Below are 19,504 nucleotides of genomic sequence, written 5' to 3' on the forward strand. Positions count from 1 at the left end.
AAAATGGTAGGAAGATCAAAAGGTTCACTAGAAGATGTATCATTACTTGGCAGCAATAACACAAAATATTTATTTGAATACGATCCAGGAATATTAGAAACATTTGATAATACTCACCCAGATCGTGATTATTTCGTAAAATTTAATTTCCCTGAATTTACTTCACTTTGTCCAAAAACTGGTCAACCTGATTTTGCGACAATTTATATAAGCTATATTCCTGAGAAAAAAATGGTTGAAAGTAAATCATTAAAATTATACTTCTTTAGCTTCCGTAATCATGGTGACTTCCATGAGGATTGCATGAATATTATTATGGATGATCTCATCAAATTAATGGATCCTCGTTATATTGAGGTCTGGGGTAAATTCACCCCACGTGGCGGAATTTCAATTGACCCATATTGTAACTATGGTCGACCAGGTACAAAATACGAAAAAATGGCTGAACATCGTATGATGAACCATGATTTATACCCTGAGAAGATTGATAATCGATAAAAAAATCACTTTAAAGTACACTGTATAAAAAACAGTGTACTTTTTTTATTCAGGTAAATACTATATTCGTTTATGGCACTTAATTTGTTTTTATTTTACAATTAATGGAAAGTAAATAAAAAGTGTGGTGAAACCATTTGTTTAAACTATTACTCATTGAAGATGATTCTTCTCTATTCACTGAGATTAAAGATCGCTTATCTGGATGGTCCTATGAAGTATATGGGATAACAGACTTTAATAAGGTAATTCAAGAATTTACAGTGATAAAACCAGATTTAGTCATCATTGATATACAACTACCAAAATACGATGGTTTTCACTGGTGTCGTATGATTCGTTCCCATTCAAATGTACCAATTATCTTTCTATCTTCAAGAGATCACCCCTCGGATATGGTCATGTCGATGCAGCTTGGAGCAGATGATTTTATACAAAAGCCATTCCATTTTGATGTACTAATTGCGAAAATCCAGGCTACACTTAGACGCGTATATAATTACAATACCGAAAAAATTGCTCTTAAAACTTGGTGTGGTGCAACCATCGACTATGAAAAAAATACTGTATCGAATGAAACTGGTGCAATTGAACTTACAAAAAATGAGATCTATATTTTAAAACTGCTAATTGAACAAAAAAATAAAATCGTAAGTCGTGAGGAATTAATCAATGCCCTTTGGGATGACAAGCGATTTATTAGTGATAACACCCTAACAGTAAACGTAAATCGATTGCGTAAAAGACTAGATGAAATAGGATTAGGACAATTTATTGAAACAAAGGTTGGTCAAGGATATATTGCTTTAGAAGAGGACATCTAATGATTAAAACATTTCTAATTGAACGATTTAGTTGGATACTTTTTTTTCTACTAACACAATTACTCGTTGTATTTGTTTCATTTATTGATTCGTCAATTCCTTTAAAATCATTACTTTACATTGTCTTTCTATCACTATTATTGTTTATCATTTTTTTAGTCATTCGATATCCTAAAGAAATAAAATTTTATAAGAGCCTTGTTGAACGTGAGGATAACCTTGATTTGACGGGAATTGAAGAACCAAATAGTCCATTTGAAGAAATTGTTGAAAACAGCTTAACAAATCAAACAAGCCTATTAAAAAAAATAGCTATTCAAAATCAAACTTATTTAGAGCAAGAAAAAGATGAACTCCTATCATGGATCCATGAAGTAAAAACACCTTTAACAGCAATGCACTTAATGATTGATCGTATGAAGGATGAAAAGTTGAAATCAAATTTAACATATGAATGGCTACGTATTCACCTATTACTAGATCAACAACTTCACCAAAAAAGAATACCTTTTATTGAAAATGATCTTTATATCGAAAAAATTCAACTTGAAGATGTCATTTATCCAGAGATTAAAACTTTGCAATCATGGTGTATACATAAAGGGATTGGATTTGATATTGAATTAGAGGAGCTAGAAGTATTCAGTGATGCTAAATGGCTATCATATATACTACGACAGCTATTAACAAATGCAGTGAAATATAGTCCATCCTCAGACATTCGGATTATAAGTAAGCAAAAAAATGAGCAAGTGATTCTTGAGATCGAAGACTTCGGTCGAGGTATTCATTCAAAAGATTTGCCACGAATTTTCGAAAAAGGATTTACTTCAACGATTCAGCATCAAGATAATGCCTCTACAGGGATGGGGTTATATTTAGCAAAGAAGGCTGCCCATTCCCTACATATTACGTTCCAAGTAAAGTCTGAGTTAGATAAAGGTTCAATTTTCACACTAACCTTCTCTAAACGAAATGAATTTGTAAAAATAACAGGCATGTGACAAAATTGTCACATGCTTTTGTTTATTGTTCGGTTAATCAAAGGAAACGGTCTTGGTAACCATTTATACTAATTTTATCGAATGAAAATAAAGGAGTGTACGAAATGAATATTTTAGAGGCAAATAAAATTCATAAAAGTTACGGAAATAAATTTAATAAACAAGAAGTGTTAAGTGGCATTAATATAAACATCGAAAAAGGTGAATTTGTTAGTATCATGGGTCCGTCTGGATCTGGTAAAACTACATTACTAAACGTTCTTTCCTCGATCGATAAGATTAATAGCGGAACGATTGCAATTGAAGGTAAAGATATTACAGATATGAGAGAAAAACAATTAGCAGAATTTCGTAAATACTATTTGGGCTTTATTTTCCAGGAATACAACTTACTAGACACATTAACAGTAAAGGAAAATATACTTCTACCTTTATCAATAACTAAAACGTCACCAAGTGAAGCCAATCAAAAGTTTGATGTTATTGCTAAAGAGCTTGGAATTTATGAATTAAAAGATAAGTATCCTAACGAAATCTCTGGGGGACAAAAACAGCGTACTTCAGCCGCTAGAGCATTTATTCATGAACCTAGTATTATTTTCGCAGATGAACCTACAGGCGCATTGGATTCAAAATCTGCTTCAGATTTATTAAATAAACTAAGTGAATTAAATGAGAAAAGAAACGCGACAATTGTAATGGTTACACATGATCCAGTAGCAGCAAGCTTTTGCAATCGAGTTGTCTTTATTAAAGATGGACAAATCTATTCACAGCTACACAAAGGCGATGAAACGAGACAAAATTTCTTTAAAGATATCATGAAAACCCAAGGTGTATTAGGTGGTGTTCACCATGAGCATTAATCATTTGATATTCCGAAATTTAAAAAAGAATTTAAAAAACTATTATCTATATGTTTTTGCATTAATTTTTAGTGCTGCCTTATACTTCTCATTTGTTACATTACAGTATGACCCATCAATGGAAGCGACAAAGGGTTCGATCAAAGGAGCAGCAGCAATTCGCTCGGCGTCGATTTTACTTGTCGCAATCGTTTCGATTTTCCTTTTATATGCAAATATGATTTTTATAAAAAGAAGAAGTAAAGAAATTGGTTTGTTTCAATTAATTGGAATGACTAAAAACAGGATTTTCGGTATTTTAACAGTTGAAAATTGTATTCTATATTTTAGTTCATTGGTTCTTGGGATCTTAGTAGGTTTTTCGATTTCAAGGCTAATCATTATGATTTTATATAAAATCGTCGGAGTAAAAGCGATTGCTACTTTACATTTTTCTTCACAAGCATTAGTACAGACATTAATTGTATTTGTCGTAATTTACGCGTTCATTATGTTAATGAATTATGCTTTTATTAAACGACAAACTATTTTATCTTTATTCCGAGTAGTCTCATCGACTGAAGGAAAGCTTAAAAAAATGTCTATCTTCGAGATTTCTATTGGAATTTTAGGTATTTTATTAATAATCTCAGGTTATTTTCTATCATCAAAATTATTTGATGGCGATTTTACTACTATGACTGAACTATTTTCGGTAATGATCTATATTTTAGCGTCAGTCATTATTGGAACTTATTTAGTGTATAAAAGTTCGGTTCGTTTTATTTTAAATATCATTCGTAAAAAGAAAAATGGCTATTTAAATATTAATGATGTCCTTTCTTTATCTTCAATTATGTTTAGAATGAAGTCTAATGCCTTGCTATTAACAATTATTACAACCGTTTCAGCACTAGCGATTGGATTATTATCTTTAAGCTATATATCTTATTATTCTGCAGAAAAAACTGCAGAGAGCCATGTCCCTGCTAACTTTTTCTTAAATAATAAAAAGGATTTACAAACTTTCACATCCGCTTTAAATGCAAATGGTATTAAATATAACGAAAAACAGATCGAGGTTATTCAAGTTAATACAAATATAAAGAGTATACTAGATACACAGTTAAAAGGCATGATGAAGGATGCTGACAAATTCCCACTAGCAGTAGTAAGCGAAAAGTCAGTAAAAGTAAACCTTGCTTCAAATGAAGCCTTATTTACTGGATACGATGATATGCTTCAAAAATTTATGACCTTAAAGGATTCAGGGCATATTGAACTAACTAGTAGCAAGAAAAAATTTAATCTAAACTATTTAGGATTAAAACGTGAAAAGATTATACCTTCCTACTTCACAAATGGAGGATTTCCTACTGTTATTGTAGACAATCAAGTATTTAAAACATTAAAACAAAATCTTGATTCATCAATTCAAAAAGACTCAACTGTCTACATTGGAATTAATATAAGTGATGAAAAACAAATTGAAAAAGCAAATAATATTTATATGGACCATCAATTTGATAAGAATTATCCTAATGCTTCTCGACTTGAAATCGTTAAAAGTCAGAAAGCAAATATGGGCCTTATTATGTTCATCGTCGGATTTTTAGGATTAACATTCTTAATGACATCTGGATGTATTTTATACTTTAAACAAATGGACGAAAGTGTTGACGAAAAACCAAATTATACTATTTTACGTAAACTAGGTTTTTCCCGTAGAGACTTATTAAGAGGTATCCGTTCTAAGCAATTGTTTAATTTCGGTATACCATTAGTAGTCGGACTAGTTCATAGCTATTTTGCCGTTCAATCTGGATGGTTCTTATTCGGTACTGAAGTCTGGACACCAATGATTATCGTCATGGTTTTATATGCTGTTTTATACTCGGTCTTTGGTCTTTTATCCGTTCTTTATTATAAAAAAGTAATTAAAGAAGCTCTTTAGACTTGCAATACTGCCTAATAAATAATAGAAGCTCGAATATGAGCTTCTATTATTTTTTTACTTATTTTGATTTATAATAGCCTTATACATACTACTTTAAAGGTGGATCGGGATGACTAAAACCATTGTTGAAAAGCTAAACTTAAAAAAATATAAAAAAGCTACTGTTTTAAATCAACCAAGTGATGCAAATTATTTTGCAGAGTTACCACATTTTGATACGGATTTACAAAACCATCCTTACGATCTGATATTTGCTTTTGTACTTGATATGGACTCACTAAAAAAACTAGTCACAAAGATTATCCAGAATCATTATTTAGATAAAAATGGCTATATTTTTATTGCCTACCCTAAAAAAGGAAACAAAGTATATCCCACTTATATTCATCGTGATGATTTATTCGAAGGATTAGGTGCGGATGAGAGCGGCTATATTGGTTCAAGTACAATTAAATTTGCTCGTATGGTTGGACTGGATGACGTCTTTACGGTTGTTGGATTAAAAGACGAATCAAAAACAAAAGGTGCAAACTCATCGAAAGCAAGTCAATGTGTAGATGATTATATCTATATGATTCCGAACGTTGAAAAGGATTTAGAAGATTTCCCTGAATTACTTACGATCTATCAGTCTCTAACTCCTGGGTATCGTAAAGATTGGGCACGACATGTCTATAGCGCTAAGCAAGAAGCAACGAAAACAAAAAGACGTGAAGAAATGAAAATGGTCTTAGGTGCTGGATACAAAACGCTGGATTTATATCGTAGAGATAAAAAATAGAATCAAAACATCCACAAGAAATAATCTTGTGGATTTTGTTCACTTAATAGATAGATGTGCAGATTTTTTAACAACAACGAGTAACTTTACCACCTTTAGAGTTAAAACGTGACTCTTGCGCTTCGATAAAGAACTCTTTTCTAGATTGAATTGGTTGATCAGGGTGTTGTGTTTTCATATGTTCAACATATTTCTCATAGCTCGGTACACCAACTAATAAACTAATAAACTGTTTATAATATTTTTTGAACTCCTTCACTTTATAGTGCATAATTTTTCGGTTCACTTTCTTCGCGTTTAATGTACGGAGTTTCATGTAATTTTATCGGTTTATTAGACAATATATTTATCCAATTTCGAATCGAAGCAATTAAAACTAAAAGCACAATCACCATAAACAAGCCACAAATTGTTGCGTCAATATAGTCATTTAAAATAATTTGATTCATTTGTGCTTTACTAGCTGCTGGTGCAAGGATTTTGCCAGCATCTAATCCATCTTTAAAAACTTTAGCATGCGCTAAAAACCCTATTTTTGGTAATGCATGAAATAGCTTTTGATAACCAGCAGTCATTGTGACGATTAAGATCCAGATTGTTGGCACTAATGTAATCCATGCATATGCCTTTTTCCCCATTTTCAGCAAGATAGTTGTGCCTAGTAATAAGGCAATCGCTGCAAGCATTTGATTTGCGATACCGAATAATGGCCATAAGGTATTAATGCCCCCAAGTGGATCAATAACACCTTGATAAAGGAAATAGCCCCAACCGAAAACACAAATGGCTGTTGCAATTAAATTTGCAGGAAGTGAATCCGTCTTTCCAAATGGCTTATACACATTACCTAAAATATCCTGCGTCATATAACGTCCAATCCTAGTTCCAGCATCAATTGTTGTTAAAATAAATAATGCTTCAAATAATATAGCAAAATGATACCAAAAAGCCATTAATGCTTTACCACCAATTACTTTAGAGAAAAGTGCCGCCATGCCGATTGCTAAAGTTGGTGCCCCACCAGTACGAGAAAGAATTGTTTGTTCCCCTACATCCTTGGCTAGTGTGGTCAAATCATTTGGAGCTATTGTAAAGCCCCAGCTTGAAACTACTTGAGCCACTTGGTTTACGTCAGTTCCAATTATGGCAGGTGGGCTATTTATAGCAAAATATGCTCCTGGAGTTAATAAACAAGCAGCAATCATAGCCATTACTGCTACAAAAGACTCCGTTAACATAGCACCATAACCAATGGCACGTGCATGCGTTTCACGTTCAATCATTTTAGGGGTAGTGCCTGAAGCAACTAATGCATGGAATCCAGAAACAGATCCACAAGCAATTGTTATAAATAAAAATGGAAATAGATTTCCGGCAAATACTGGTCCTGTTCCGTCAATAAATTTTGTAACGGCCGGCATTTGTAAATCTGGTGCTACAATAATAATGCCAATTGCTAAAGCTAATATCGTACCAACCTTTAAAAATGTGCTTAAATAATCACGTGGAGCTAATAATAACCAAACTGGAAGTACTGATGCTATAAACCCATAACCAATCAACATAAGAGCAATCGTTTCTCCCTTAAACGTAAACATTGCCGCTAATGTTGGACTTTCCGCTACATATTGTCCTGCAAATAATGAAAGTAGTAATAAAATCACACCAATAAAAGACCCTTCTCCTACTCGGCCTGGACGTATGTATCGCATATAAATACCCATGAAAATCGCGATTGGAATAGTTGCCGCAATCGTAAACATTCCCCACGGACTTCCCGCAAGCGCTTTAACTACGACAAGTGCTAATACAGCTAATAAAATAACCATAATTCCTAATATTCCTATTAACGCGATGACCCCTGTTATAGGACCAATCTCTTCTTTAATCATTTCTCCAAGCGATTTACCATTTCTACGTGTCGAAGCTGCTAATATGACAAAATCCTGCACAGCCCCAGCAAATACAACTCCTACTATAATCCAAATCGTTCCGGGTAAATAACCCATTTGCGCAGCTAAAATCGGTCCAACCAGTGGACCAGCCCCTGCGATCGCTGCAAAATGATGACCAAATAATACCCACTTATTCGTTGGTACAAAGTCTTTACCATCATTATTAATTTCGGCAGGTGTTTTACGATCTTCATCAAGTTTAAATACTTTTTCTGCAATAAACTTACTGTAAAAACGATAAGCCACTGCATATGTACAAACTGCCGCTGTGAGGAGCCAAATTGCATTTATTGTTTCCCCTCTTTTTAAAGCTAATACAGAAAAACAGAAAGCTCCAAGTATTGAAATTAATCCCCAAACAACTATTGACTTTAAAGATTTCAAACCAAGTTACCTCCTTTTTCATTTATAAAAGAAAGTATATCACCAATTCAGAATTTTTTGTCAATTAATGGTAAAAAAAGTATAATAACGACATTTATACTGATTTTAAGCTAATTTTTCTCTATAAAATTAGACGAAAGTTGTATTGAACTTATCTAATTAAAGAATTTCAAGGGAAAATACAACTTTAGAACTCATCATTTTTTACACAAAAGAAAACCACCCTAAGCTGTAGTGCACCCCAAATGTTAGACTGTGTCTAACATTTGGGGTGCACTACAAGCATTAAAAGCTAAAGGATGGTTTTCTTTCATATTAATTAAGTTATTTTACATGTTGTATAAAATTAATGTCGATCAGTTCATTCAGCCTTTGTAGTTCTTTTTCTCCTAGTAACGTTTTCCCTTCGTTTAAGGATACCAGAGCACTCTCAATTAAATATTTTCGCGGTGTTTTTGATTGTAATAATTCATTTTGTAAAAAATCTAGTAATTCATTGTACTTTTGTTGTTCATTACTATTTAATGCTGATTTTTTCATTGTACAAATAATACCACAAAGCTTTTGTTGAAGATTTTCTTCGGTCTTTCTTACTGGTAACCATCTATCTAATAATTCCAAATTGAATAATTGTTCACCAGATTCCTCAACATCCTCAACGATCTTAATCATACGTTTTACACTATATCGGACGACTTGATCCATACTAATATTCATATCTTTGGCGAGGTCATAGTATCTCACATTATGGTGTATGATTCCTAAAAACATAATGGCACTATCTAATAAAAAATCTTTCTTTTCGCTGCCAAAAATGTCTAGAAAACGTGTATACACCCAATTTAATGTCTTAAAATTACCTTCTCTAATGAACTGTTTAATATCTAAGTCATTTATATAAATTACTTCTTCAAATAGAGAAATCAATTTATTATCTCTATTTGCCTCCATTAATAAAGTTATTTGTTTAATGAAAATTTCAATATTTGAAGGGCTCTGTCCGATCAACAACTCATTTCTTTCATGTTCAAGTTTTTTATAAATCATATTAAATAATGCGACTACTAAATCACTTTTAGACGAAAAATAATTATAAAATGTACCTTTAGAAATACCGCTATAGTCTAATATGTCTTGAATTGACGTTGCTTGAAATCCTTTTTCAATAAACAATTCATGAGCTATTTTTACAACATGCTGTTTACGATCATTCATATAATCACCTTGGTTCTAGTTAATTACTGCTTAAAAAACATAGTACATTATTTTAACATTTTTAACTAGTAAATATCTGATTAGATTATTAAAGATTTCTAATGGTTATTATAATTGCATCTAATGAATGAATGGTATATCATATTATCTTATATAGAAGATGGAAACGGAGTTCAAAAAAATGAACTAGATGTACAAAGGAGGGGAAATCATGGATCATTCCATGAATAAATCAGTTAATCCGCCATATGGAATTATTACAATTCTAATGATTGGTGCTTTTATTGCTTTCTTAAACAATACTTTACTTAATATTGCTTTACCTTCTATTATGAAGGATTTGGACGTTGAGCCTTCGACTGTTCAATGGCTTTCTACTGGATATATGCTAGTAAATGGAATTTTAATTCCGACTACTGCTTTCTTAATCCAAAAATATTCTGTTAGACATTTATTTATAACTGCACTACTTTTATTTAATATCGGTACTTTAACCGCAGGATTTGCACATGTTTTTCCTTTATTATTAGCGGGCCGTATGATTCAAGCATCTGGTTCGGCTATTTTAATGCCATTATTAATGAATGTTATGCTAACTAGCTTCCCTGTTGAAAAACGAGGAACTGCTATGGGCTTCTTTGGTTTAGTAATGATGGGTGCTCCAGCAATCGGACCAACATTATCTGGTTGGATTATTGAACATTATGACTGGAGAATGCTTTTCCATGTTGTTTCACCGATTGCATTAACGATTTTAATTATTGGCTTTTTCTTACTTAAAGATAAAAAAGAGAAATCGAACAGTACGATCGACCTTTTCTCTGTTCTTTTATCAAGTATAGGTTTTGGTGGATTATTGTACGGTTTTAGTACTGCAGGAACAAAAGGATGGGATAGTCCAGAAGCTTACGTTACTTTAATTGTAGGGGTTATTTCATTAGTACTATTTATCTTACGTCAATTAAAACTTGATACGCCAATGTTAAACTTTAGAATTTATCGCTACCCAATGTTTGCATTATCATCAGCGATTTCAATTGTTGTTACAATGGCTATGTTCTCAGCAATGATGCTTTTACCGATTTACACTCAAACGCTTCGAGGCATTAAACCATTTGATGCAGGCTTAATGCTGTTACCAGGTGCTTTATTAATGGCAGTTATGTCGCCAATTACAGGTAAATTATTTGATAAAATTGGCGGAAGAATACTTGCAGTAACTGGTTTAGCGATTATGACTGTTACTACTTACTTTTTAAGTAAATTAACAATGGATACAACTTATACGCATATTATTATTTTATACTCATTACGTATGTTAGGTATGTCGATGGTAATGATGCCAGTATCAACAAATGGATTAAATCAATTACCAAAACGATTCTATCCACATGGTACTGCGATGAATAATACTTTACAGCAAGTATCTGGTGCGATTGGTACTGCTTTATTGATAACAGTTATGTCAAATCGTACAGAGTCAAAAGCGAAAGAACTTGCTGCTGAAGCAATGAAGCATGTGACTAGTAAACCTACACCTGAAATGCTTGCTCAAATTAAGCAAGAGATCACAATGAAGGCAATGTTAGAAGGAATTAACTTCTCATTTTATGTGACGGTATTCGTTGCCGCAGTTGCTCTTGTTCTTGCATTCTTTATCAAACGTTCAACAGCTGCAGAAGAACCTGTAGTGAACGAAAATACTAATACTAGTACTAACTTTAAGAAAAAGTTAGCAGAGAATTAATAAAGTAAATCTCAGACTAAAAAAGTTCAACCAAAATTGGTTGAACTTTTTTATTAGTTTTTATAAATAAAATAATCAAAATCTGCGTGTAGCCCTTGACCAGTCGTATCCTGACATTGCATTCCAACGAATGCACCTGTAAAGAATCCACCACCCTGAATATAATCATCAGACAGTTTATATGAATAAAGTGCTACAGGTATTTCCTTCCATTCCTCTCCATCAAATGAGTAAGAGTACTTGTAAATATTCGTTTTCACATCTACTCGAAGATACACATATTCAACATGTTCGGGAATGATAATTTCGTTGCCTTGAAGAGGTTGATCGAACTTAAAATTATCACATGTTACTAATTCCAGAATTCTGCCCTTTTCTTCATTCCAAGTGATTTGGCATGAAGTCCAGTTTTGAGTGTTGTAATAATTTACTAAACCAGCTGATTGATGGAATGTATTTGGACTAAATGCTACTTTTGTTTCTGCAGTAAAGTTAAAATGTTGCCAACGTCTTGCTATAAATGATTGAGTAAATTTAGATGTTAGAGATTCTCTTCCGTAAAGACGTAGATGCCCTGGATTGTCTTTTAGTGAAACGATATTTTCTCCTAATGGAATTCTCAAGTTTTGGAAGTGAGGATTTAAGATTTCTGAGTTAAAGTCGTCCATCTCAGGATAATCACTTTCCCATTTTACTTCATCTATTTTTGGACCCTCTATTTCAAGTGATGGACTATTCCCTCCTGCGACATAAGGCCAATCATTTTTCCACTCAAGCCTTTGAATAGCAGTTTCTCTTCCTAATGGACAGAAACCTCTTGGGTCTAACAACGGTTGACCTTCTCTTGGTAATGGTCTTCCTGTTAAATGCGCAAGGAACCATTCATCTGTATGTGTTTGAACAATTGATGCATGTCCTGCTTTTTGAAGGGGAATTCTTGGCGCATGGAATGACGAAATTAACGGGTTTTCTGGGTGTACTTCATATGGTCCCATTAACTGTTTTGACCTAGCAATTGTAGCTTGGTGATCATATTTCGTACCACCTTCTGCCGTTAATAAGTAATAGTAATCATTTATTTTATATAAATGTGGTGCTTCCGTTAGTTTAATATCGGTTCCTTTAAAGATAACTTCTGCTTTTCCGATCAGTTTCTGTTCTTCTACACTGTATTCTTGTAATGAAATGCCATAAAAATGATGATTTCCTACGCGATGATCCCAAACCATATTCACTAAATATTTTTTTCCATCTTCATCGTGAAATAATGAGGGGTCAAATCCAGTACTATTTAAGTAAACTGGGTCCGACCATTCTCCGTCAATTGTTTCACATGTTGAAAGATAGTTGTGACAATCTTTCCATTGACCTTCAACTACTTTTACATCAGTGTAAATTAACCAAAACTGTCCGTCACGATAAGATAATGCGGGAGCCCAAATTCCGCCTGAATCTGGATTACCTGTCATGTTTAACTGACTTAAACGTTTCAAAGGTCTTGATGCTAAACGCCAGTTCTTTAAATCCTTTGAATGATAGATTCCTACTCCTGGAAACCATTCAAAAGTTGAAACTGCAATGTAATAATCTTCCCCAACTCGGCAAATACTTGGATCCGGATTAAATCCCGGTAAAATAGGATTACTGATTTTGGCCATTTTTTATTCCTCCATTGCATCTATATAGTTCAGTACATTACTTTTTTAGTAAGCACCTTTGATAAAGTCAGAAACATTTTTTTGATAGAAAAGCTCTATTTGATCTAATTCCGCTTTCGAAAAAGATTGTATATTCATTGCTTCTAAGTTGCCATCCACTTGACTTTGGTTTCTAAATCCAGGAATTACACATGTAATTTCCTTTTGATCTAAAATCCATCTAAGTGCTGCACTTGCCATCGATGACCTTCCTTCAGCAATCCAGTTAATTCGATTTGTCAATTCTACTCCTTTTTTAAAGCCCAAGCCCGCAAATGTTTCTCCGATATTAAAGGCCGCTCCATTTTCATTAAAGTTTCGGTGATCATCTTCCTCAAAAATATGATCAGCCTTATACTTCCCAGATAAGAGTCCACTGGCTAACGGTAATCTTACAAGAACACCAACCCCACGCTTATAAGCCTCGGGAAGTAATTCTTCTAATGGCTTTTGTCTAAAAATATTAAAGATAACCTGTAAGCTTTTCACATTTGGGTTTTCTAAACAAATCATTCCTTCTTCAACCGTTTCAACACTAACCCCGTAATGGCGGATTTTCCCTTCACTTTTTAAACGGTCAAGTACATCAAATACTTGTCCATCCTTTAAAATTTCAGTTGCTGGGCAATGTACTTGATATAAATCAATCACATCTCGATTTAAGCGTTTTAGACTATCCTCGCAATAAGACTTAACCGCTTCATATGAGTAATTTTCCGGTGAAAAGATATTACCTTTTCGGCAAAACTTTGTGCCTATATAAATTTTATCTTCAAGTCCTTTTGTTGCTTTAGCCAATAGTTCTTCGCTATGACCATCACCATAAACATCTGCAGTATCAAAAAAATTTACACCTTGGTCGATTGCGTGTTGTAATGATTTTAAAGCTTCAGTATCATCTGTTTTTCCCCATGCTCCACCAATTGCCCAAGTTCCAAAACTTACCTCACTAATCATTAAACCTGTATTACCAAGTTCTCGATAATTCAAGTAAAACTCCCCCTCTAGTGCATTTTTAACGTCTTATACTACTTTCTAAATTCAGATAACATTCTATTTAGTTCCTTCGTACTGGAGTAAACTTGCTTATAAATAGCATAAAGCTTCTCATATTGTTTAACATTTTCATTAACTGGTTTATATGAAGTGATTGGCTTTATGAATTCTTCTGCACAAGCTTCTAATGATTCAAACCAATTACATCCATAAGCAGCAAGAATCGCCGCACCCATACCAGGACCTTGCTCACTTGAAAGCTTAATAATTGTCGCATTAAAAATGTCTGCTTGCATTTGTAACCAAGTAGGATTTTTAGCACCACCACCAATTGAAGTAATCGAATCGATCTTTTTACCGTTATTTCGGAAAATTTCAATTGACTCGTTCAATGAAAAAGTAATGCCTTCCATGACAGCTCTCGCAAAATCACTTCTCTTATGTGCTGCATCCATACCGATAAAACACCCTCTAATAACTGAATCCGCATGTGGCGTTCTTTCACCAACCAAATACGGAGTAAACATTAAACCATTTGATCCAATTGAAACACGATCAACATCATCTAATAGTTGTTCGAAATTCACACCCTCAGCAAAAGTATCTTTAAACCAGCTTAATGAAAATCCTGCAGCAAGCGTTACACCCATTGAATAGAAAGCATCTTCTTTACTATGGTTAAAATAATGAACTTTACCTTTGAAGTCATATTCTCCATGCTCTTCATAAGAAAGAACAACTCCTGAAGTACCAATACTACATAGCGTACTACCTTCTTTTAAAATACCTGAGCCAATTGCGCCACATGCATTATCGGCTCCGCCTGCAAATACTTTCACTTCACGGCTAAGTCCTGTCAAATTAGAAATCTCTTTTGTAATTGTTCCAACGCAAATCTGAGACTCGACAAGTGGTGGGCAAAGATGTAAAGGTATATCGAATTTAGTACATAATTCTTCACTCCACTGCTTATCTTTTACGTTTAAAAGTAAAGTTCCAGCAGCATCCGAGTATTCAGTATGAATTTCTCCCGTCAGGCGATAGCGAAGATAGTCTTTAGGCAATAAAAATACTGCTGCTTGATGATAGATCTCCGGTTCAAATTCCTTTACCCATAAAAGTTTTGGTAAAGTAAATCCTTCAAGTGCTGGATTTTTCGTTATTTCAAGTAAACGTTCTTTGCCTACTATTTCATTGATCTTTTCACATTGCTTAGTCGTTCGTGTGTCATTCCATAAAATTGCATTACGAAGGATTTCACTTTCTTTATTCAATAGAACTAGACCATGCATTTGACCTGAGAAGCTAATTCCTTGTATATCATTCGGATGACCATTAAAGTCTCTAACAAGTTCGGTAAGTCCATCGATTGTTTTTTCAACCCATTCTTCTGGACTTTGTTCACTATATCCGGATTTCTCTTGTATTAATGGATAGGCACGAGATACTTCTTGGCATACCTCTCCGGACTGATTAACTAACAAAATTTTTACGGCACTTGTACCTAAATCAATACCTACTACATATTTCATAACAATCATCCTTTTATTGTTTCTTTATCGTATCGTATGAGAAAAATGTGCTGGAATAATGAATTTCCCAGCACATTATATGGTCAAAAGATTTTTAAACTGTTGCGAATTCAGCAATCGCTTCTAATAAATATTGGTTTAGCACTGATTTTAGACGTTCTTCACGACCAGATTTATTTTGGATATCACCTAAATTTAATGCATATGCTTCAAGTGTATGGAAACTTGCTTTATTCTCTACGATTTCTTTACCAATACCATAAGTGAAGCTGCTATAACGATCTTCAATAAAGCTTTCAAATACTTTATCTTCAATTAGTTTATTAGCTACTAATGTACCAATTGCAAAGCTATCCATTCCAGCTATATGTGCATGGAATAAATCTTCTACATCAAATGATCCTCTTCTTACCTTTGCATCAAAGTTCAGGCCGCCTTTTCCTAAGCCACCATTTTTTAAGATTTCATACATTGCTAATGTAGTAGAGTAAAGATCTGTAGGGAACTCATCTGTATCCCAACCAATTAACTTATCACCTTGGTTTGCATCAACTGAACCAAGCATTCCATTAATTCGGGCAACGCGTAATTCATGCTCAAATGTATGACCAGCAAGTGTTGCATGATTTGCTTCAATATTGAATTTAAACTGTTTCTCTAAACCATTAGCTTGTAAGAACGCTAGTCCAGTTGCCACATCAAAGTCATATTGATGCTTCGTTGGTTCTTTTGGTTTTGGTTCGATTAAGAACTGACCATCGAATCCGATTTCTTTTGCGTAATCTACAGCCATATGGAAGAAACGCGCAAGATTGTCTTGCTCAAGCTTCATATCTGTATTCATAAGCGTGTCATACCCTTCACGCCCACCCCAGAACACATAGTTAATTGCACCAAGCTCTTTTGCAATTTCTAATCCTTTTTTTACTTTTGCAGCTGAATATGCAAATACGTCCGCGTTATTTGAAGTAGCTGCTCCATTTACATAGCGAGGATGAGTAAACATATTTGCCGTATTCCAAAGCAATTTTGTTTTACTTGTTTTCATATATTCTTTTATCATTTCTACAATGACATCTAAATTTTTATAAGTTTCACCTAATGTATTTCCTTCAGGTGCAACATCTGAATCATGGAAACAGAAGTAAGGAACATCTATCTTTTCATAAAACTCAAATGATGCTTCTACACGTGCTTTAGCAAGATCCATTCCCGTTAAATGATTCCAAGGACGTTGCATTGTACCTGCTCCAAATGGATCTGAACCATCTGCAGTAAATGTATGCCAGTAAGCAACTGAAAAACGAAGTAAATCCTCCATTTTTTGGCCATTAATTATTCTTTGAGGATCATAATATTTAAATGAAAATGGATTTTTTGATTTAGGACCTTCGAATTTAATTTTGTTAATATTAGTAAAGTAACTCATGTTTAATTCCTCCTAAAATAGTAGTTTTGTATTTTATGACTTATGTGAAATGACAATCCAAGTGCGCAATACTTTCATATCATCTGGCTCAATTCCTTGTAAGCCAGTCAATTTTCTATTTACTTCAAGATTAGGAGCGTTTGTTACCCACGTGTAGGGCTCTGGGCATAAAAAGCCGCTTCTCCCATCTTTGTTATAAACAACCCAGTGCTTAAAACTTTGGTCAACAGTATAATTAATCTCAATTCCTGTTAATTTGTTCGTTATTTGTGCAGTCTGTAGACCACTGTTATTGGGGTTAGATAGAAAAACATCATCTAAATCTAACCCGTACAAGCTCATTCCTTCACTCAACTCATATTTGTACTCAATATCCTCTAATTCTCCCGTTGGTAAAAATCGATCATTTAGTTTCCAACGTTTATCGACTGGAAGCTTGAAGATTGAAGTTTCTTCTGGGAATACAAAACTAGTATGATATCCAAAACCAAACGGTAAAACTTCATTACTTTTATTAATAATTTCTGCTTTTTTAGCGAATAAATTATCATTCAAAATAAAGCTCATCCTGATCACAAAATGATGCGGGAATTGGGTCAGTACATCTTCATGCTTACTTGAATCAAACTCAGTAATAATTTTCACCGTTTGCTCATTAACTTCTACACTCGAGATATTCCACTCCCTTGTGTGAGCAAAACCATGAATGTGATTCTGCTTGTCCATTTCATTGATTTCAAACTGATACGTTCTTTTGCCAAATCGAAACTTACCTTGATCGATTCGATTTGGAGGGAACAGGATTGGAGTACCGTATAAAACTGGATTATTCAAATACTCCTCGGTTGAGTTAGGGACTCTTAAAAGCTCAGTATTTGATTTTTTATGAACCATCGAAATCAAATTTGATCCCCATCCGGGAATAATGATAATCTCCAATTCGCTATTACCTGCTTTAATCGCTGGTTTGTTTAAAAAAGAGATTTCCTCAGCATAGGTATTCATCTAGATTCCCCGTTCTGTCATAATTTCTACACTTAGACTTTACTAATCTTACCTTGTCTTTGGTCTATTCGATTAAAGCTATACATACCACAGAACATGAAAATCCAAGCAATTGATACGACACTAAAGAATGGAATTAGCCCTGGCTGATACAGCAACAAAAATAATATAGCGATTAGACTTACTAGCATTAGTAAAGTAATGTGAAAATGAAAAACACTTAAAAAGAATGCATTTTTTAAATAGTCTTTAAGTTTAAATTCGTAATGTACATATAGTGGAAAAATATAAAGGAAAACCATTAAATAAACTGCCGCAATGATTAATAAAGGAATGATTAATATAAATTGGAGCACCCCTTCAATGGTTCGAATGTAAAATACATCAAACGTTAGGAAGATTCCACTAAAAATGAATACCAAACCAAGTTTGTTGGAAATTTTAAATTCATTCAGGAAGACAGTTAAAAATGTTCTCCAAATCGGAAGATCCGTTTCTTTTCCTATCCATTTACGAACAATTGTAAAAAGGGCTACTGTAGCAGGGAAAAAACCAAATATGACTAGTCCTGCAATTGTAAAGAGGAACCATAGTAGGTTGACATATGCTAATTTCATAACCCACTCACATAGCGCAAACAATTTACCCATTGTTTTTCCGAGTATCATTTAATCAGCCTCCTTTACAAATTCATCTAAAGCTTTATCTAATGTGGTTAACCTTTTACTGACCCGGAAGCAATTCCTTCTACAATTCGATTACTTAATATAAGGAAGGCAATTAGGATTGGTAGAATACTAATAACTAACGTAGCTCCTATTGCTCCCCAATCAGTCGTATACTGCCCAATAAAGTTTTGTATACCAACCGTGAGTGTTTTAAATTGATCTGAGCTAATAAATGTATTAACGAAGACAAACTCATTCCAGTTGTAAATCATATTAATAATTGCTGCTGTAGCAATTACTGGTGATGTCATTGGTAAAGTAATCTTAAAAAAGATATGGTTAATTGATGCCCCGTCCATAATCGCTGCTTCTTCTACCTCTCTAGGGAGAGCTTCGTAAAAACCAATTAAAATCATGATCGTAATTGGCAAGTTAAAAGCCGTGTACGTAAGGATTACCGAGAGTGGATTATCAATTAAATTTATTTTTGTAAAAGTATTAAACAAAGGAATCAGTGTAGAGTGGACTGGAATCATTAAACCTACCATAAATAATCCCAGTACCCATTTACTTGCTTTCCAATTCATCCTTGTAATTGCGAAGGTTACCATACTAGCTAATACAACCGTTAAAATAACAGCAGCGATTGTATAAGTTACACTGTTAAAGAAATACTGACTAATATTTCCCTCAGTCCAAACTTTCGTATAATTCTCCCACTTTGGGCTTTCAGGTAAAGAAAAAGGTGACATATTAAAAACTTCTTGGTTATTTTTTAATGAAAAAAGAAATAACCATATGATCGGAAATATTTGAAAAATCGCTACGATTATAAGGAAAAGATACATAAATCCGTAAGCAGTTTTACTAAAAATACTATGTTTGCTACGGTCAGTTTTCTTTTCAGTTACAATGGCTTGAGATCCTGTAGCTCTTACCGTATCCACCTAAAATCCCCCTTTCT

The 19,504-nt window shown here is 33.6% G+C and carries 17 protein-coding genes; 7 read left to right on the top strand and 10 right to left on the bottom strand.

Annotated elements, in window-relative coordinates; translation table 11 throughout:
* The first annotated feature begins 3 nt into the window (after nucleotides 1–3).
* From queF to CN946_RS03330, 6 genes are all read left to right on the top strand, one after another.
* On the top strand, nucleotides 4–501 hold the full coding sequence (gene queF / locus CN946_RS03305; protein ID WP_088012612.1) for a preQ(1) synthase: 498 nt from the start codon (nucleotides 4–6) through the stop codon (nucleotides 499–501).
* 137 nt (nucleotides 502–638) lie between these two features.
* Nucleotides 639–1,325 (top strand): response regulator transcription factor, encoded by a 687-nt coding sequence (locus tag CN946_RS03310; RefSeq protein WP_098859880.1) that lies wholly within the window; start codon nucleotides 639–641, stop codon nucleotides 1,323–1,325.
* On the top strand, nucleotides 1,325–2,329 hold the full coding sequence (locus tag CN946_RS03315) for a sensor histidine kinase (protein WP_098859881.1): 1,005 nt from the start codon (nucleotides 1,325–1,327) through the stop codon (nucleotides 2,327–2,329). Before CN946_RS03310 ends, CN946_RS03315 begins: the two co-directional genes overlap by 1 nt.
* Before the next feature lie 104 nt (nucleotides 2,330–2,433).
* Nucleotides 2,434–3,195 (top strand): ABC transporter ATP-binding protein, encoded by a 762-nt coding sequence (locus CN946_RS03320; RefSeq protein ID WP_098426301.1) that lies wholly within the window; start codon nucleotides 2,434–2,436, stop codon nucleotides 3,193–3,195.
* Nucleotides 3,185–5,128: an FtsX-like permease family protein gene (locus CN946_RS03325; protein ID WP_098859882.1), complete on the top strand. Its 1,944-nt coding sequence runs from the start codon at nucleotides 3,185–3,187 to the stop codon at nucleotides 5,126–5,128. The genes CN946_RS03320 and CN946_RS03325 overlap by 11 nt, the downstream gene beginning before the upstream one ends.
* A gap of 112 nt (nucleotides 5,129–5,240) precedes the next feature.
* Complete coding sequence (locus CN946_RS03330) at nucleotides 5,241–5,912, top strand: YdeI/OmpD-associated family protein (RefSeq protein ID WP_098859883.1); 672 nt, start codon at nucleotides 5,241–5,243, stop codon at nucleotides 5,910–5,912.
* A gap of 67 nt (nucleotides 5,913–5,979) precedes the next feature.
* Here CN946_RS03330 and CN946_RS03335 read toward each other — a convergent pair whose 3' ends face one another.
* From CN946_RS03335 to CN946_RS03345, 3 genes are all read right to left on the bottom strand, one after another.
* A complete protein-coding gene (locus CN946_RS03335) occupies nucleotides 5,980–6,183 on the bottom strand; it encodes a YbdD/YjiX family protein (protein ID WP_056469068.1) in 204 nt (67 codons plus the stop codon).
* The gene (locus CN946_RS03340; protein WP_098426305.1) at nucleotides 6,173–8,251 is read right to left on the bottom strand and encodes a carbon starvation CstA family protein; all 2,079 of its coding nucleotides are present in this window, start codon (nucleotides 8,249–8,251) and stop codon (nucleotides 6,173–6,175) included. The genes CN946_RS03335 and CN946_RS03340 overlap by 11 nt, the downstream gene beginning before the upstream one ends.
* Before the next feature lie 324 nt (nucleotides 8,252–8,575).
* Nucleotides 8,576–9,466 carry a TetR/AcrR family transcriptional regulator gene (locus CN946_RS03345; RefSeq protein ID WP_098859884.1) on the bottom strand — a complete coding sequence of 297 codons (891 nt, stop codon included), beginning with the start codon at nucleotides 9,464–9,466 and terminating at the stop codon, nucleotides 8,576–8,578.
* Nucleotides 9,467–9,677: 211 nt separating this feature from the next.
* On the opposite strand from CN946_RS03345, the gene CN946_RS03350 reads away from it, so the two are divergent.
* Nucleotides 9,678–11,213 (top strand): DHA2 family efflux MFS transporter permease subunit, encoded by a 1,536-nt coding sequence (locus CN946_RS03350; RefSeq protein ID WP_098859885.1) that lies wholly within the window; start codon nucleotides 9,678–9,680, stop codon nucleotides 11,211–11,213.
* A gap of 53 nt (nucleotides 11,214–11,266) precedes the next feature.
* On the opposite strand, the gene CN946_RS03355 is transcribed toward CN946_RS03350, so the two are convergent.
* From CN946_RS03355 to CN946_RS03385, 7 genes are all read right to left on the bottom strand, one after another.
* A complete protein-coding gene (locus tag CN946_RS03355) occupies nucleotides 11,267–12,871 on the bottom strand; it encodes a glycoside hydrolase family 43 protein (RefSeq protein WP_098859886.1) in 1,605 nt (534 codons plus the stop codon).
* Between the two features lie 45 nt (nucleotides 12,872–12,916).
* Nucleotides 12,917–13,900 (bottom strand): aldo/keto reductase, encoded by a 984-nt coding sequence (locus tag CN946_RS03360; protein ID WP_098859887.1) that lies wholly within the window; start codon nucleotides 13,898–13,900, stop codon nucleotides 12,917–12,919.
* A 38-nt stretch (nucleotides 13,901–13,938) separates the two neighbouring features.
* Nucleotides 13,939–15,438, bottom strand: coding sequence for a xylulokinase (gene xylB / locus CN946_RS03365; RefSeq protein ID WP_098859888.1), 1,500 nt, complete (start codon nucleotides 15,436–15,438; stop codon nucleotides 13,939–13,941).
* 94 nt (nucleotides 15,439–15,532) lie between these two features.
* The gene (gene xylA, locus CN946_RS03370) at nucleotides 15,533–16,867 is read right to left on the bottom strand and encodes a xylose isomerase (RefSeq protein ID WP_098859889.1); all 1,335 of its coding nucleotides are present in this window, start codon (nucleotides 16,865–16,867) and stop codon (nucleotides 15,533–15,535) included.
* A gap of 33 nt (nucleotides 16,868–16,900) precedes the next feature.
* Entirely contained in the window at nucleotides 16,901–17,872 is a 972-nt protein-coding gene (locus CN946_RS03375; RefSeq protein WP_098859890.1) for an aldose 1-epimerase, read from the bottom strand.
* A gap of 32 nt (nucleotides 17,873–17,904) precedes the next feature.
* On the bottom strand, nucleotides 17,905–18,540 hold the full coding sequence (locus CN946_RS03380; RefSeq protein WP_098859891.1) for a YesL family protein: 636 nt from the start codon (nucleotides 18,538–18,540) through the stop codon (nucleotides 17,905–17,907).
* A gap of 47 nt (nucleotides 18,541–18,587) precedes the next feature.
* Nucleotides 18,588–19,415 carry a carbohydrate ABC transporter permease gene (locus tag CN946_RS03385; RefSeq protein ID WP_286133805.1) on the bottom strand — a complete coding sequence of 276 codons (828 nt, stop codon included), beginning with the start codon at nucleotides 19,413–19,415 and terminating at the stop codon, nucleotides 18,588–18,590.
* Nucleotides 19,416–19,504 lie beyond the last annotated feature (89 nt).

The organism is Bacillus sp. AFS053548, assembly GCF_002575105.1.
Lineage (GTDB): Bacteria > Bacillota > Bacilli > Bacillales > Bacillaceae_G > Gottfriedia.